This is a genomic window from Flavobacterium sp. P21 (assembly GCF_050632225.1).
Taxonomy (GTDB): domain Bacteria; phylum Bacteroidota; class Bacteroidia; order Flavobacteriales; family Flavobacteriaceae; genus Flavobacterium.
Genome location: NZ_CP192585.1, coordinates 3,527,451 through 3,540,483, shown reverse-complemented (window position 1 = coordinate 3,540,483; position 13,033 = coordinate 3,527,451). Strand labels below are relative to the sequence as shown.

Annotated in this window: 13 protein-coding genes; all 13 read left to right on the top strand. The window is 35.2% G+C overall.

What is annotated here, in order from left to right; genetic code table 11:
• Position 1: 1 nt before the first annotated feature.
• On the top strand, positions 2-727 hold the full coding sequence (locus tag ACQ9BO_RS17730) for a RagB/SusD family nutrient uptake outer membrane protein (protein WP_431241801.1): 726 nt from the start codon (positions 2-4) through the stop codon (positions 725-727).
• A complete protein-coding gene (locus ACQ9BO_RS17725) occupies positions 678-1,172 on the top strand; it encodes a RagB/SusD family nutrient uptake outer membrane protein (protein ID WP_431241800.1) in 495 nt (164 codons plus the stop codon). The genes ACQ9BO_RS17730 and ACQ9BO_RS17725 overlap by 50 nt, the downstream gene beginning before the upstream one ends.
• Positions 1,159-1,848, top strand: coding sequence for a RagB/SusD family nutrient uptake outer membrane protein (locus ACQ9BO_RS17720; RefSeq protein WP_431241799.1), 690 nt, complete (start codon positions 1,159-1,161; stop codon positions 1,846-1,848). Before ACQ9BO_RS17725 ends, ACQ9BO_RS17720 begins: the two co-directional genes overlap by 14 nt.
• A 28-nt stretch (positions 1,849-1,876) precedes the next feature.
• Positions 1,877-3,256 carry a hypothetical protein gene (locus ACQ9BO_RS17715; RefSeq protein WP_431241798.1) on the top strand — a complete coding sequence of 460 codons (1,380 nt, stop codon included), beginning with the start codon at positions 1,877-1,879 and terminating at the stop codon, positions 3,254-3,256.
• Complete coding sequence (locus ACQ9BO_RS17710) at positions 3,216-3,704, top strand: hypothetical protein (RefSeq protein WP_431241797.1); 489 nt, start codon at positions 3,216-3,218, stop codon at positions 3,702-3,704. The genes ACQ9BO_RS17715 and ACQ9BO_RS17710 overlap by 41 nt, the downstream gene beginning before the upstream one ends.
• 53 nt (positions 3,705-3,757) lie before the next feature.
• Entirely contained in the window at positions 3,758-4,468 is a 711-nt protein-coding gene (locus tag ACQ9BO_RS17705; RefSeq protein ID WP_431241796.1) for a glycoside hydrolase family 10 protein, read from the top strand.
• Positions 4,431-4,889 (top strand): family 10 glycosylhydrolase, encoded by a 459-nt coding sequence (locus ACQ9BO_RS17700; RefSeq protein ID WP_431241795.1) that lies wholly within the window; start codon positions 4,431-4,433, stop codon positions 4,887-4,889. The genes ACQ9BO_RS17705 and ACQ9BO_RS17700 overlap by 38 nt, the downstream gene beginning before the upstream one ends.
• 121 nt (positions 4,890-5,010) lie before the next feature.
• Positions 5,011-5,538 carry a hypothetical protein gene (locus tag ACQ9BO_RS17695; protein WP_431241794.1) on the top strand — a complete coding sequence of 176 codons (528 nt, stop codon included), beginning with the start codon at positions 5,011-5,013 and terminating at the stop codon, positions 5,536-5,538.
• Positions 5,528-6,193 carry a hypothetical protein gene (locus tag ACQ9BO_RS17690; protein ID WP_431241793.1) on the top strand — a complete coding sequence of 222 codons (666 nt, stop codon included), beginning with the start codon at positions 5,528-5,530 and terminating at the stop codon, positions 6,191-6,193. Before ACQ9BO_RS17695 ends, ACQ9BO_RS17690 begins: the two co-directional genes overlap by 11 nt.
• The gene (locus ACQ9BO_RS17685) at positions 6,193-8,433 is read left to right on the top strand and encodes a GH92 family glycosyl hydrolase (RefSeq protein ID WP_431241792.1); all 2,241 of its coding nucleotides are present in this window, start codon (positions 6,193-6,195) and stop codon (positions 8,431-8,433) included. The genes ACQ9BO_RS17690 and ACQ9BO_RS17685 overlap by 1 nt, the downstream gene beginning before the upstream one ends.
• A 219-nt stretch (positions 8,434-8,652) precedes the next feature.
• The gene (locus ACQ9BO_RS17680; RefSeq protein ID WP_431241791.1) at positions 8,653-10,974 is read left to right on the top strand and encodes a glycoside hydrolase family 20 protein; all 2,322 of its coding nucleotides are present in this window, start codon (positions 8,653-8,655) and stop codon (positions 10,972-10,974) included.
• Between the two features lie 15 nt (positions 10,975-10,989).
• Positions 10,990-11,871, top strand: a complete 882-nt coding sequence (locus ACQ9BO_RS17675; RefSeq protein WP_431241790.1) for a hypothetical protein — start codon at positions 10,990-10,992, stop codon at positions 11,869-11,871.
• Positions 11,872-11,910: 39 nt separating this feature from the next.
• Positions 11,911-13,011 (top strand): DUF4434 domain-containing protein, encoded by a 1,101-nt coding sequence (locus ACQ9BO_RS17670; RefSeq protein ID WP_431241789.1) that lies wholly within the window; start codon positions 11,911-11,913, stop codon positions 13,009-13,011.
• Positions 13,012-13,033 lie beyond the last annotated feature (22 nt).

Genomic DNA, 13,033 nt, shown 5'->3' with positions numbered 1-13,033 from the left:
GATGAATTTAATTAAGAAAACAGTTATAGGATTAAGCCTTATCGTTGGGTTAGGATCTTGTGATGACTATATAGACAAAGAGCCTTTGAGTGATTATTTATCCTCAAACTTTTACAACAACGAAGCGACAATTAAACAAGGTACAAACGGTTCGTACCAAGGTTTATACATGGAAAGCGACCAATTGCCGTTTTTCACGCTTTATGACATGTACACTCCAATGGGAATCGAAAGAGCCGATAACAGCTCTATTGGAGTAAACAATGTAAACTTGGAAAACAACTTTATTGTAGAAGCACAATGGGCTAACTTTTATAAAGGAGTTGCAAGAGCAAATACGGTTATTGAAGGTTCTGCGCCGTACATTGACGGTTTAAGCGATAAAGCAAAACAATATGTAGCAGAAAATAAAGTAATCAGAGCAACACATTATCATTATTTGATTTCTTTATACGGAGATGTGCCTTTCTTTACTAAATCTGTTACGCCAGAAGAGCAAAAAAGTGCAACCAGAAAGCCTTGGATGGAAATTGTTGATTATTTGTTGAATGATCTTGAAGAAGCTAGTACACAATTGCCTTGGCAAGCTACAGAACTTGGACGTGCAGATAAATCGTATGCTTTGGGTCTAAAAGCTAGAATTGCTTTGTACGCTGGATCTTGGTGTAAGGAAGGTTTTGGTCAAAAGGGAACTAAAGACAGCTGCAAAAGCGGCTTATTATTTTGACATTGCGGCTCAAACTTCAAGAAGAATTATTCAAGAATCTGGAAGAGGTTTAGCACCAAATTTTGATGATTTATTTACAAGAGCAGGCCAGTTAACTGGACCAGCAAAAAGAGAAAATATTTTTGCACTTGCTTATTCTGATCAAGCATCAAAAAAGACACATTATCAGTCTTTTGGTGAAATGGCGAGAACAGTTGGTGGACAATCAGGAAGATTCCCTACTCAATTATTAGTGGATACTTTTGAAATGGCAAACGGAAAAAGAATTGACGAACCAGGTTCTGGCTACGATCCTAAAAATCCATTTGCAAACAGAGATCCTCGTTTAAAAATGTCTATTTATACGCACAAATCTAACATCATTGCGAACAATGGAGGTGTAAAATTGAACATTATTATGGAGTTGTACAAACCGACAACTTTGTCATTTGATGCTGACAAATAACTCGACTTCAATTTCAAATCTTGATTATACAGGCTCTGTGGCACAATACGGTTATATTCAGAGTGGTGTTGGATATTTATGGAGAAAATACAATTATTTTAATGACGAAATTGTTTCTGAGCCTTCATACAATATTTTAATGATGCGTTATGCAGAGATTTTGTTGATGTATGCTGAAGCAAAAATCGAATTGAATCAAATTGACGGTACAGTAACAGGCGCTATCAATGAGGTTAGAGCGAGAGTAAACATGCCAGCGACAACACTTACAGATCAAGCAAAATTAAGACAATTGGTTCGTAGAGAACGTAAAGTAGAACTTATCAGAGAAGCAGGTTTGCATTTCTTCGATATGAGAAGATGGAGAACAGGGGCATTGGAAAATGCTGAAAAAACATACGGTTTCCCAATTGCTACTGGAGTAAATGCCGCAACGAATACGTATCCTGATGGTTACACTCAAGTTACTGCAGATATGGTTCCAACTTATGGTGCACCTGGTTCTGACAGAGATTTGAATGATTTGGCTCTTTACGGTGCATATGGCAGTAAATTACGTCAAAGAGATGCAGACAGACCAAACAATTGGAATGACAAATTCTATTTATGGCCAATACCGCAGGTTGAAAGAAACAAAGCGCCTTGGTTAACACAAAATGATGGCTACGGTCAATAATCGTTAATTAAAAAGATAAAGATAGAAAATGAAAAAAATATTTTATTTGCTTATGAGTCTGTCGCTATTGTCCTCGTGTGATGATAGTTTTAAAGACGAGCGCGGCTATCAATCGGCGAAGATTGTAGCCGTTAAATTGAATAATGTTTTATACAACATTGCAGAAAATGATGCGAACGAGGCAAAGGTTGTATTGCCTGCCGGTACTAATCTTAAAGATGTTAAAACAGAAATATTAGTTGCTAATGGTACTGTTGTAAGCCCAGAAAACAATGTTAATCGTGATTTGAGCAAACCGGTAGATGTTTCTATTTCGGGTCAAGACGGTGAAAATAGTGTTTGGAAACTTATAGTACAATCACCTCCAAAATTGACTAATTTAAGTGTTGTTGGACTTCCAATTGCAAAAGATAAAATCTTCTTTGGAAAAACATCTATAATTGTTCAAGTTCCAGTTGGAACAGACATTACTAATTTGGCAGTTACCTATGAATTCTCAAACGGAACATTAAAAAATTATGTAAACGGATCAACAAAAGATTATAGTTTTAATCTGCCAAGTAAAGCACCTTTTAGTTTAGAAGTACTTGGAGTTGACGGCGTAACAGTTTATAAATATGATGTAGTATTTACATCTGAAGCTGTTGGTCCTGCAAAAATCAACAGTATGATAATCAATGGAGATTTAACTTCTGAAATTATTGTAGTTGATGCGGCTAAAAACATTGTACAACCAGTAGTTCCTTATTTAACTAGTTTCTCTGATGCAACGGTTGTAATCAATGCTTCTTTTGGAAATACAATTGATCCTGCTTTCAAAGGAACAAATGTGAATACATTAGCTGGATTTAAAGTTAAAATAACAGGAACTGATGGAATTGAGCGTGAATTCACAGTCAAAAATCCTTTGATTAAATCAAATCCAATTTTGGAAAAATCTCATGCTGATTTTGGTTTTGCGGCAAATGCAGGTTCATCTGCAGGATTCAGCGGAAACAATATCGTAATTGCAACAAATGCAATGAATGCAGGGCAAACAGCTGTATTAGGTATTAATGCTTACGACTTGTCAGGAAACTACTTGAACGGACTTGCGAAAACAGGTACAAACTTCGACGGTGGAGCAGTTACTGGTATTAGAAAACTTGCTACAGATGACAACGGAAAAATCCTTGGAGTACAGCTGGGAGCAGGTGCTGGAGGCGGCAACGACTTTATCAATCATCAAATGGAATTCTATTTCAGATGCGGCGCCAACGAACTACATTACGTATTCTCAAAACAGTTTAGGCTTAACATTCGCGCCAAGAAGTGCTGGTATCAGCATCTCGGGATCATTGGATGGAAATGCTACAATTACAGTTCCTTTGGCACAAAAAACAAATGTATTAATCTGGAAAGTAGTTAATGGGGTTTTAAACCCAACACCAACACAGCAATCATTCCCTTACTCAGGAACTGGTTTCTACTATAGTGTTCAGCCAGATGATACAGGATTTGTTGGAGCTTCGACAGGAACAGCATATAGCGGAATCAATTTGATGAGTGGTTCTTTCTCTGAAACTTTTAAAACAACTTCTGGTTCTGTAACAACAGATTGTAAAACAATTGTTTACAAAGGAAGAAAATACATTGCTTATGTAGCATTTGTGGGCGGTAAACATGTTTTCAGATTAGTTGATTATACTACAGCAAGTACAGCCGCTCTTGAAAGTCCAATTTTAGAAGTTACTGGAGCCGCAGTTTCAAATGCTAATAATACTATAGATGCTGACTTTGCAGTAATAAACGGCAAATTGCATGTATTGTATTATGGAACTAATGATAGATTAGCAGTTTACAAATTAGAAAAATAAAGATTTGGGAGATTTTTTTTGAAAAAAGAAAATCTCCTTTAAAAACAATAAAAATGAAAAAGTTATTAATCTTATCTCTTGCCGTATTATTTTTTGCGTGCAATAGCGAAGAACCGCCGAGAGTTTATCCAAACAATCCAGTTCAAACAGGAAAAGCCATGAAAGGTGTTTGGGTTACCAACGTAGCTTCAACGGCTTTGGGTTCGTTAAATGCCATTAAAGAAACGGTACAGACCTGCAAAAAATCAAATATTACAGATATTTATGTGGTGGTTTGGAACAAAGGAAGAACGCTTTATCCAAGTGAAATCATGAATAAAGAATTCGGTATTTCAATCATGGAAGGCTATGAAGGAAGAGATCCATTATTGGAAATGGTTACCGAAGCACATAAAGAAAAAATAAAAGTTCACGCTTGGTTTGAATATGGTTTTGCGGCTTCAAACGGACAGCAAGGTGGCGTGATTTTGAAAAAATATCCGCGATGGGTCGCTAAAGATGCTTCCAAAAATTTATTGGTTTCGTCAAATGGTTTTGAATGGATGAACGGAATAAATCCGGATGTTCAAAATTTCATGAAATCATTGATTTTAGAAGTTGTGAAGAAATATGATGTTGACGGAATTCAAGGTGACGACAGACTTCCAGCAATGCCAATTGCTGGTGGATATGACGACTATACAGTACAGCTTTATAAAACTGAAAAAGGTGTTAATCCGCCAACAAATGAAAAAGACGCAAGCATGGCAAGATTGGAGGGCTAATAAATTGACTGAATTTTTAGGGGATTTATACAAAGCTGTAAAAGCCGCTAAACCTACTGTAATTGTTTCAATGGCGCCAAGTGTGCATCCTTGGGCAAAAGATAATTATTTGCAGGATTGGCCAACTTGGTTGGATAAAAAATATTGCGATTATGTAATTCCGCAGATTTATCGTTATGATTTTGCGACTTATTCACAAACATTAAAATCACAAGTTTCTTATGTTAAGAATAGTGCGGATCGCTCAAAATTGTTTGCTGGAGTTCTGATTCAATCTGGAACCTATAATGCTACTAATCAGTTTGTAGAGCAAATGGTGAACGAGAACAGAAACAATTATGTAAACGGAGAAATATTCTTCTTTTTTGAAGGATTAAAATACAATTCTGAATATTTTACAACTAAATACGCTTCAAAATAATTAAAAAATACTACTGCCAGAAATGAATTTTGGCAGTAGTATTTACATAAAAATCAAGCAGAGAAAAATTTAGATATGCGCCAAAAAAAATACCATATTATTTTTTGCACTCATTTTCTTAATGAGCATGGCTGGTTTTGCACAACATCAATCTTTTGCTTTTGCTAAAAAAGAATCGAGAGAAAAGTTACTAGTAAAACTAAAGGATTCCATAATCAATCAGGAAGCGACGGCTTATTTAAATTTCAATAAAAACATAAACTGGAACAGCTACGCGTGGGCAACTGCTTTCGTGATAGATAATTCAGAACAGAATTTTAAAGTCCTAAAAAAGGCATTATCAGATTATAAACAACTATCAAAACGTGATTTAAAGAAAGTTTTTGAATCAGCTTTTGCTTGTTTTCCAAATGAATTTGTTTTAGAAATGACTGATATTGCAGAAAATGAAACTGAAAACGCTTCAATTTTTGCAACATCACTACATTATTTAGCACAAAATAATAAAGAGGTAAAACAGCTTTTACAAACTAAGTTTGTTAATGATAATAGCCCTGTGATGCAGGCTTTACGAAACGAATTGAAATCAGATTACAAACCAATTTCAATCGCTGATTTGATGGAGTTGATAAAGTTTAATGCTCGCTAAAAAAGAGAAATTTTTATACTCCATTCAACACACAAACAGAGATTTGCCAGGAAAAGTTTTTGTTCAGAATGAAAATGGTTTTTTAGTAAAAGAAAACGGAAAAGTTATTCTTGTCGATCAATTGGCAAGAAGTGCTACTAATTTGCCAATGTACATTACAAACGGAAATACGCCGACAGGTTTATTTAAAATTGAAAGTCTTGCCAAGTCAGAAAATGTTTTTATAGGACCGACTTTGAGTTTTGTTACTTTTTTGCCTTTTGAATGTGATGCTTCGGTTTTTTATAATGATGATAAAAAGGATTTTCTTTTGGAAGATTATCTGAAATTTTTCCCAAAGAAACTGCATTCAAATTTAAGTATCCAGCAAACTTTTTGGGCAGGAAAAGCAGGAAGAGGTGAAATTCATTTTCATGGAACAACCATAGATCAAGAAATATATAAAAATCAGATTTTCTACGGACAGACACCTTCAATGGGCTGTTTGTGTACCAAGGAAATTTGGAATGAAAATGGTAATTTAACCCAAAGTGATCAGCAAAAATTAGTTGATATTTGGCAAAAATCCAATACTGAAAAAGGTTACGCGTATGTTTTGGAATTACAGGAATCTGATTGGATAAAATTTGAAAAAAGCATAAACACAAAATTATAATGAAAAAATTAATCCCAGTTTTAATCTTAGCCTGTTTGTTTATTTCATCAGGCAAAAAGGACAAAATAAATGACGTTACCCAATATGTAAATCCGTTTATTGGAACCGGCGGGCACGGACATACTTTTCCTGGAGCAGTAGTTCCTTTCGGGATGGTGCAACTGAGTCCAGACACGAGAACGCAGGGCTGGGATGCTTGCAGTGGTTATTATACAGAAGATACCAGTATTTTAGGATTTTCGCACAGACATTTGAGCGGTACCGGAATGACCGATTTTGCCGATGTACTTTTTACGCCTTTTACGGGTAAACTGCAATCGGAAAACGGTAATCTAAAAGAATATTATCCGTTAAATTTTTCGCATAAAAATGAAAAAGCTTCGGCAGGTTTTTATACAGTGAATTTTGATAATGGCATAAAAGCTTCTATGACAGCATCAACAAGAGCGGGATTTCACGAATATAAATTTCCTTCGGAAAAAGCCGGAATTATTATCGATTTGCATCATAATCTGAACAATCAAAAGGTTTTGGAATCTTCTATAGAAATTGTCAGCGATACCGAAATTAGAGGAATGAGATTGACTGAAGGCTGGTCAAAAAGAGATTATGTTTATTTTCATGCGAAATTCAATAAACCTTTTAAAATTGAATTGTACAAGGATAGTAAAATTGTTTCTGGCAAACAGCTAAATGCAGATCATATCAAAGCGGTTTTATATTTTGAAAATCCGAAAGAAGTAAAAGCAAAAGTTGGGATTTCTCCAGTTGATGAAAAAGGGGCTTTGCAAAATCTAGATGCTGAAATTCCGCATTGGGATTTTGATAAAACGAAACAGCAGGCGGTAGCATTATGGAAAAACCAGCTTGAAAAAATTAAAATTGAAGGAGGAACAGATGAGCAGAAAACGATTTTCTATACCGGATTGTATCACGCATTTATTCATCCGTCAACATATTCAGATCCAGATAAAAGATATAGAGGACAAGATTTAAAAATTCATACACTTGATTCTGGAACGTATTACACGGTATTCTCACTTTGGGATACGTATAGAGCACAAATGCCTTTGATCGATTTGATTACGCCTTCTAAAACAAATGAATTTATCAATTCACTTTTGATAAAGTACCAGCAAGGTGGTTTGTTGCCAATGTGGGATTTGGCGACCAATTATACAGGAACAATGATCGGGGCACATTCGACATCTTTAATTGCAGATGCTTATACCAAAAACATACGCGGTTATGATACAGAATTGGCCTATAAAGCCATGATGCGTTCAATCCCTTATGATACAACAGGAGTAAAAGTAAATCACCCTGCTATTTGGGAATGGTTGATGACAAAAGGAAAAAAATACAATCAAGAAATGGGATTTATTCCTGCCGATAAAGATGTGATTTTTGCCACTTCAAGAGGTTTAGAATATGCTTACAATGATTGGGCTTTGGCTCAAGTAGCAAAAGATATGGGAAAAACAGAAGATTATAAATGGCTTTCAGAACGTGGAATGCGTTACAAAAAATACTACGACAAAGAAACTGGTTTCATGCGTGCCTTAGACAGCAACGGAAATTTTATCGGGCCATTTAATCCTTCGTTTTCAGATCATATGAACAGTCCGTATTGCGAAGGAAATGCTTGGCAGTGGACTTGGTTTGTGCCACAAGATGTAAACGGATTAATTGATTTGATGGGAGGAAAATCATCTTTTGAAAAAAATCTAGACGCTCTTTTTAATACAACTGCAAAATTGGAGGGAGCAGATGCATCTGCTGATATTTCTGGATTAATTGGACAATATGCACATGGAAATGAGCCAAGCCATCATATTATTTATTTTTATAATTATATCAACAAGCCTTTCAAAACTCAAGAATTGGCCGATAAAATCATGAAAGAGCAATACAGAAATGCTCCCGATGGTTTAAGCGGAAATGAAGATTGCGGACAAATGTCCTCATGGTATATTTTGAATGCAATTGGCTTTTATCAAGTTGCGCCTGGAGATCCAACTTATACGATTTCAAGACCTCTTTTTGATAAAGCAACTATTGAACTTGAAAATGGTAAAAAGCTAATTATTAAAACGATAAACAACAGTGCATCAAATAAATATGTTGAATCGGTTTCTTTGAATGGGAAGAAATTGAATTCGCTTTTCTTCAGTCATAATCAAATTGCTTATGGAGGAGAATTAGTTTTTAAGATGACGAGTAAGATTGCTAAAAACTAAATAAGAATCCGCTCAATCTGCCAAATCTGTGGGCTAAAAATTTTTCTCGCAGATTTAGCAGATCTGCAGATAAAATATAGCCACAGATCAACAGGATTAAAAAGATTAGAAAAAATCTGCTTGATTTGCCAAATCTGCGGGAGAAAAAATCCTTTCAATCTTTTTAATCTGTGGCAAAAAAGTTAGCAGTATGTTTTAATTCATAAAATATATTTAAACATGAAAAAGTATATTATTTATATTGTTCTTCTTTTTGGAATTTTCTCGCTTTCAGCGCAGGAAAGTCAGTATGATATTTACAGGACAATTCCTTTGGCTCAATCTATAAAAGAAGTTGAAGGAAAGTCTTTTATTCTCAATACGGAATCAAAAATATTTTATCCAAAAAAGAATGACAATTTAAAGCAGATTGCTGTTTTTTTATCAGAATACATTCAGATTGCTAAAGGATTAAAAATTGAAATTTCAGTGGAAAGTCCAAAGAAAAATGGGATTGTTTTGCAGGATAATTTCAAAAATGATAATAAAGAAGCATACACTTTCGCAGTTAATCAAAATCAAATTCTAATAAACGGAGCATCCAGCGCTGGAACTTTTTATGGAGTGCGACTTTTGCGTAAAGTTTTGCTCGAAAATGAAACTAAATCACAAATTGAACTTCCTGCTGTTGAAATTACAGATTATCCAAGATTTGCTTACCGCGGTATGCATTTAGATGTTGCGCGTCATTTCGCATCAGTAGCATTTGTGAAAAAATATATTGATCTGTTGGCTTTGCACAATATCAATACATTTCATTGGCATTTGACCGATGATCAAGGATGGCGCGTCGAAATCAAAAAATATCCAAAATTAACTGAAATAGGATCCGTAAGAACAGAAACACAGGTAGGAAAACAAGTGGGAGTTTATGACGGAAAACCTCATAGTGGATTTTATACCCAAGAACAAATTAAAGAAATTGTAGCCTATGCACAAAAACGCTTCATTACGATTATTCCCGAAATTGATTTGCCAGGTCATATGGTCGCCGCTTTGGCATCTTATCCAGAACTTGGCTGTGTTGGAGAAGGTTATGAAGTGTACAAAAAATGGGGAGTTTCAGATGATGTTCTTTGTCTCGGAAATGAAAAGACTTTTACTTTTTTAGAAGGCGTTTTTACCGAATTGATTCCGCTCTTTCCTTCAAAATATTTCCATATTGGAGGTGATGAATGCCCAAAAAAGAGATGGGAAAAATGTCCTAAATGTCAAGCAAAAATCGCCGAATTAGGGTTGCAAAAAGACAGCAAACATTCGGCTGAAGAAAAATTACAGAGTTATTGCATGTCCAGAATCGAAAAATTTTTGAATGCAAAAGGAAAACAAGTAATAGGCTGGGATGAAATACTCGAAGGAGGAATTGCTCCAAATGCCACTATAATGTCTTGGAGAAGTGCTCAGGCAGGAGTAGAAGCAGTTAAGCAAGGGCATAAAGCGATTATGACGCCAAGTTCGCATGTTTATTTTGATTATTATCAAAGTACAGATGCCACTTCTGAACCTTTGGCAATTGGCGGTTTTACAAATTTAGAGCGCGTGTATTCCTTCGAACCAATTCCAGATGGATTGACTGAAGATGAAAGAAAACTCGTTATTGGTGCGCAGGCAAATCTTTGGAGAGAATATATCGACAGCGATGCACAAACAGAATATATGGTTTTGCCAAGGCTTGCCGCTTTAAGCGAAGTAGTCTGGACAAATGCAGATAAAAAGAATTACGGAGATTTCTTAAATCGATTATCTGATTTCTTAAAAATCTATGATAAACTAAACTACAATTATGCGAAACATATTTTAGAAGTTTCACCAGAATACAAAGTTGATACAGAAAATGGTCAATTGATTTTAAACCTAAAAACATCAAGCAAATCGCCTATTTATTATACTTTGGATGGTTCAGAACCGACTTTGCAAAGTAAAAAATATTCAGAAAGTATAATTATTAATAACGCTGTAACCGTAAAAGCGGCGGTTGTTTCAGAGAATTACAAAAGCAAAGTTTTTACCAAAAAGTTTGATTTCAACAAAGCGACTGCAAAACCTATTGTTTTGAAAAATGAGCCTGTTGACCGTTATCGTTTTAATGGCGGAAAAACTTTGGTTGACGGAAGAACTGGAACAACAGTTTTTAGCACAGGAGACTGGATCGCACTTTACAAAGATGATTTTGAAGCAACTATTGACTTGAAATCAGTTCAACAAATTTCAGAAGTTACTATGAATAGTTTTACCTCTCCAAACGATTGGATTTTTGGACCAAAACAATTTCAGGTTTTAATTTCAACCGACGGAATAAATTTTAAAGAGGTTCACACTCAAGATTTAAAAATCGCTCAAAAAGAGGATGGACCAAAAATTACAAATTTAAAAGCTCTTTTTGCCAAACAAGACGCACGATTTATTAAAATTAAGGCTCCAATTTTTGAGAAAATTCCGGAATGGCATTACTCTGCGGGACAGCCGACATTTTTATTTGTTGACGAAATTTCAATTAACTAATACCATTAAATAACCATGAAAAAAAGCTGTTTAATTCCATTATACACACTTTCAGCCTTATTTTTTCTAGCTGGTTGTTCTGAAAGCAATTCACAGTCAAAACCAACTGTAAAAACAAGCATTGAAGAACAAATTAAAACCAAATTTGAAAAAGAAATATTACCTGCGCCCTCAAGCCCTTGTTTTGCGGGAGCTTATTACAGAAAAGCCTATTCCAGTAAAGATTATTGGTTGGGAATTGGAGGAACGGTCGTATTGCCTGTTTTGACTTATGATCCTTCTCGAACAAATCCTAACAAGCCTGGAGCATATTTGGACAATGCCTCAATATATTTAGGCGGAAATTCAGATGAACAGGAAACAGATATTGGATTGACTTGGGAAGTAATCCGTGAAGCAGATGGCACAGTAAGTAAAGAGCACAAAGCATTTCGTCCGTTTTTGCGACGTACAGGATATAAATCGGGACAGACGGCACTTTACATGAATGCACCTGCAGAACCTGCGTATTACTGGTATCCAGGAGAAACGGTTACCATCAGCATCCAGTTGATAGAATCGAAAAAACTAAAATTTATTGTTGAAGGTGCCGGAAAAAAATACGAACAAATATTTGATGTTGATGGTTATGATCCAACATTTATGGCACAGTACAAACGTGTAAATGCCATTGATCAAGTAGCAAATGAAGGAAAACCAGCACAACCGACTACAGCAAAAGTAACGGGCGCAAAGTGGGTTGAAACTTTCCTGTTTCGTTCTGTAAACGGAAATATAGTAAAAGCGCCAATGCATACGAAACGCTTTACAGATATGCAATGTCCTGCCAAAAGTTACTTTAATTTGAGCACTTTTGGTGAAAGTGGAGAATCAATTGATATTTTTGGTTCCAGATAAAATTCAAAAAATAACTACTAAGCTATAAAAACATAAAAAATGAAAACCAGAAGAGATTTTTTAAACCAATTAGGATTAGGTGCGGCATCTGCAATGAGTATTCCTTTGTTGAGTTCTTTTGAAAGTGCTTCAGCTATAAAAACTGAAGAAAGACCAGCATTAATTACACAAGATCGTCCAGAATTATTGGTTCCAAAAGGAAATGCATTACGAATTACAGGAACTTTCCTTGACGAAATTTCACATGATATTCCGCATCAAAATTGGGGAGAAAAAGAATGGGATCAAGATTTTGCCCACATGAAAGCCATTGGGATTGATACCGTAATTATGATTCGTTCGGGTTATAGAAAATTCATTACATATCCGTCAGATTATTTAATCAATAAAAGAGGCTGTTATAAGCCTGGAGTTGATCTTTTGGATATGTATTTACGTTTGGCTGACAAGCATAAAATGAAGTTTTATTTCGGATTATATGATTCTGGTGTTTATTGGGATACGGGAGATATGACGACTGAAATCGAAGCAAATAAATTTGTGATCGAAGAAGTTTGGAAAAAATACGGACATTATAAAAGTTTCGCTGGCTGGTATTTAAGCGGCGAAATTAGTCGTAAAACGAAAGGAGCTATCGAATCATTCAGAACTTTAGGTCAGTTGTGTAAAGATGTTTCTGGAGGTTTGCCAACCTTTATGTCACCTTGGATTGATGGCAAAAAAGCAGTAATGGCGGCTTCAGGAAAACTTTCTAGAGAAGATGCAGTTTCAGTTCAGGAACACGAAAAGGAATGGGGTGAAATTTTCGACGGAATCAAAGGTGCGGTTGATGCTTGCGCTTTTCAAGATGGACATATTGATTATGATGAATTAGATGCTTTCTTTTCAGTAAATAAAAAATTAGGTGATAAATATGGTTTAGAATGTTGGACAAATGCAGAGACTTTTGACAGAGATATGCCAATCAAATTTTTCCCTATCAAATTTGAAAAATTGAGATTAAAATTAGAAGTCGCACAAAGAGCAGGATACCAAAAAGGAATCACTTTTGAATTTTCGCACTTTATGAGTCCGCAATCTGCTTATTTGCAGGCAGGACATTTGTACGACAGATACAAAGAGTATTTTGGTATCAAATAATAAAGTCTTAAAATTTTAATCA

Excerpts from the sequence above, each read along its gene's own strand:
- ACQ9BO_RS17730 (WP_431241801.1), top strand. The coding sequence starts at position 2 with ATGAATTTAATTAAGAAAACAGTTATAGGATTAAGCCTTATCGTTGGG.
- ACQ9BO_RS17720 (WP_431241799.1), top strand. The coding sequence starts at position 1,159 with ATGCTGACAAATAACTCGACTTCAATTTCAAATCTTGATTATACAGGC.
- ACQ9BO_RS17715 (WP_431241798.1), top strand. The coding sequence starts at position 1,877 with ATGAAAAAAATATTTTATTTGCTTATGAGTCTGTCGCTATTGTCCTCG.
- ACQ9BO_RS17705 (WP_431241796.1), top strand. The coding sequence starts at position 3,758 with ATGAAAAAGTTATTAATCTTATCTCTTGCCGTATTATTTTTTGCGTGC.
- ACQ9BO_RS17700 (WP_431241795.1), top strand. The coding sequence starts at position 4,431 with ATGAAAAAGACGCAAGCATGGCAAGATTGGAGGGCTAATAAATTGACT.
- ACQ9BO_RS17695 (WP_431241794.1), top strand. The coding sequence starts at position 5,011 with ATGAGCATGGCTGGTTTTGCACAACATCAATCTTTTGCTTTTGCTAAA.
- ACQ9BO_RS17690 (WP_431241793.1), top strand. The coding sequence starts at position 5,528 with ATGCTCGCTAAAAAAGAGAAATTTTTATACTCCATTCAACACACAAAC.
- ACQ9BO_RS17685 (WP_431241792.1), top strand. The coding sequence starts at position 6,193 with ATGAAAAAATTAATCCCAGTTTTAATCTTAGCCTGTTTGTTTATTTCA.
- ACQ9BO_RS17680 (WP_431241791.1), top strand. The coding sequence starts at position 8,653 with ATGAAAAAGTATATTATTTATATTGTTCTTCTTTTTGGAATTTTCTCG.
- ACQ9BO_RS17675 (WP_431241790.1), top strand. The coding sequence starts at position 10,990 with ATGAAAAAAAGCTGTTTAATTCCATTATACACACTTTCAGCCTTATTT.
- ACQ9BO_RS17670 (WP_431241789.1), top strand. The coding sequence starts at position 11,911 with ATGAAAACCAGAAGAGATTTTTTAAACCAATTAGGATTAGGTGCGGCA.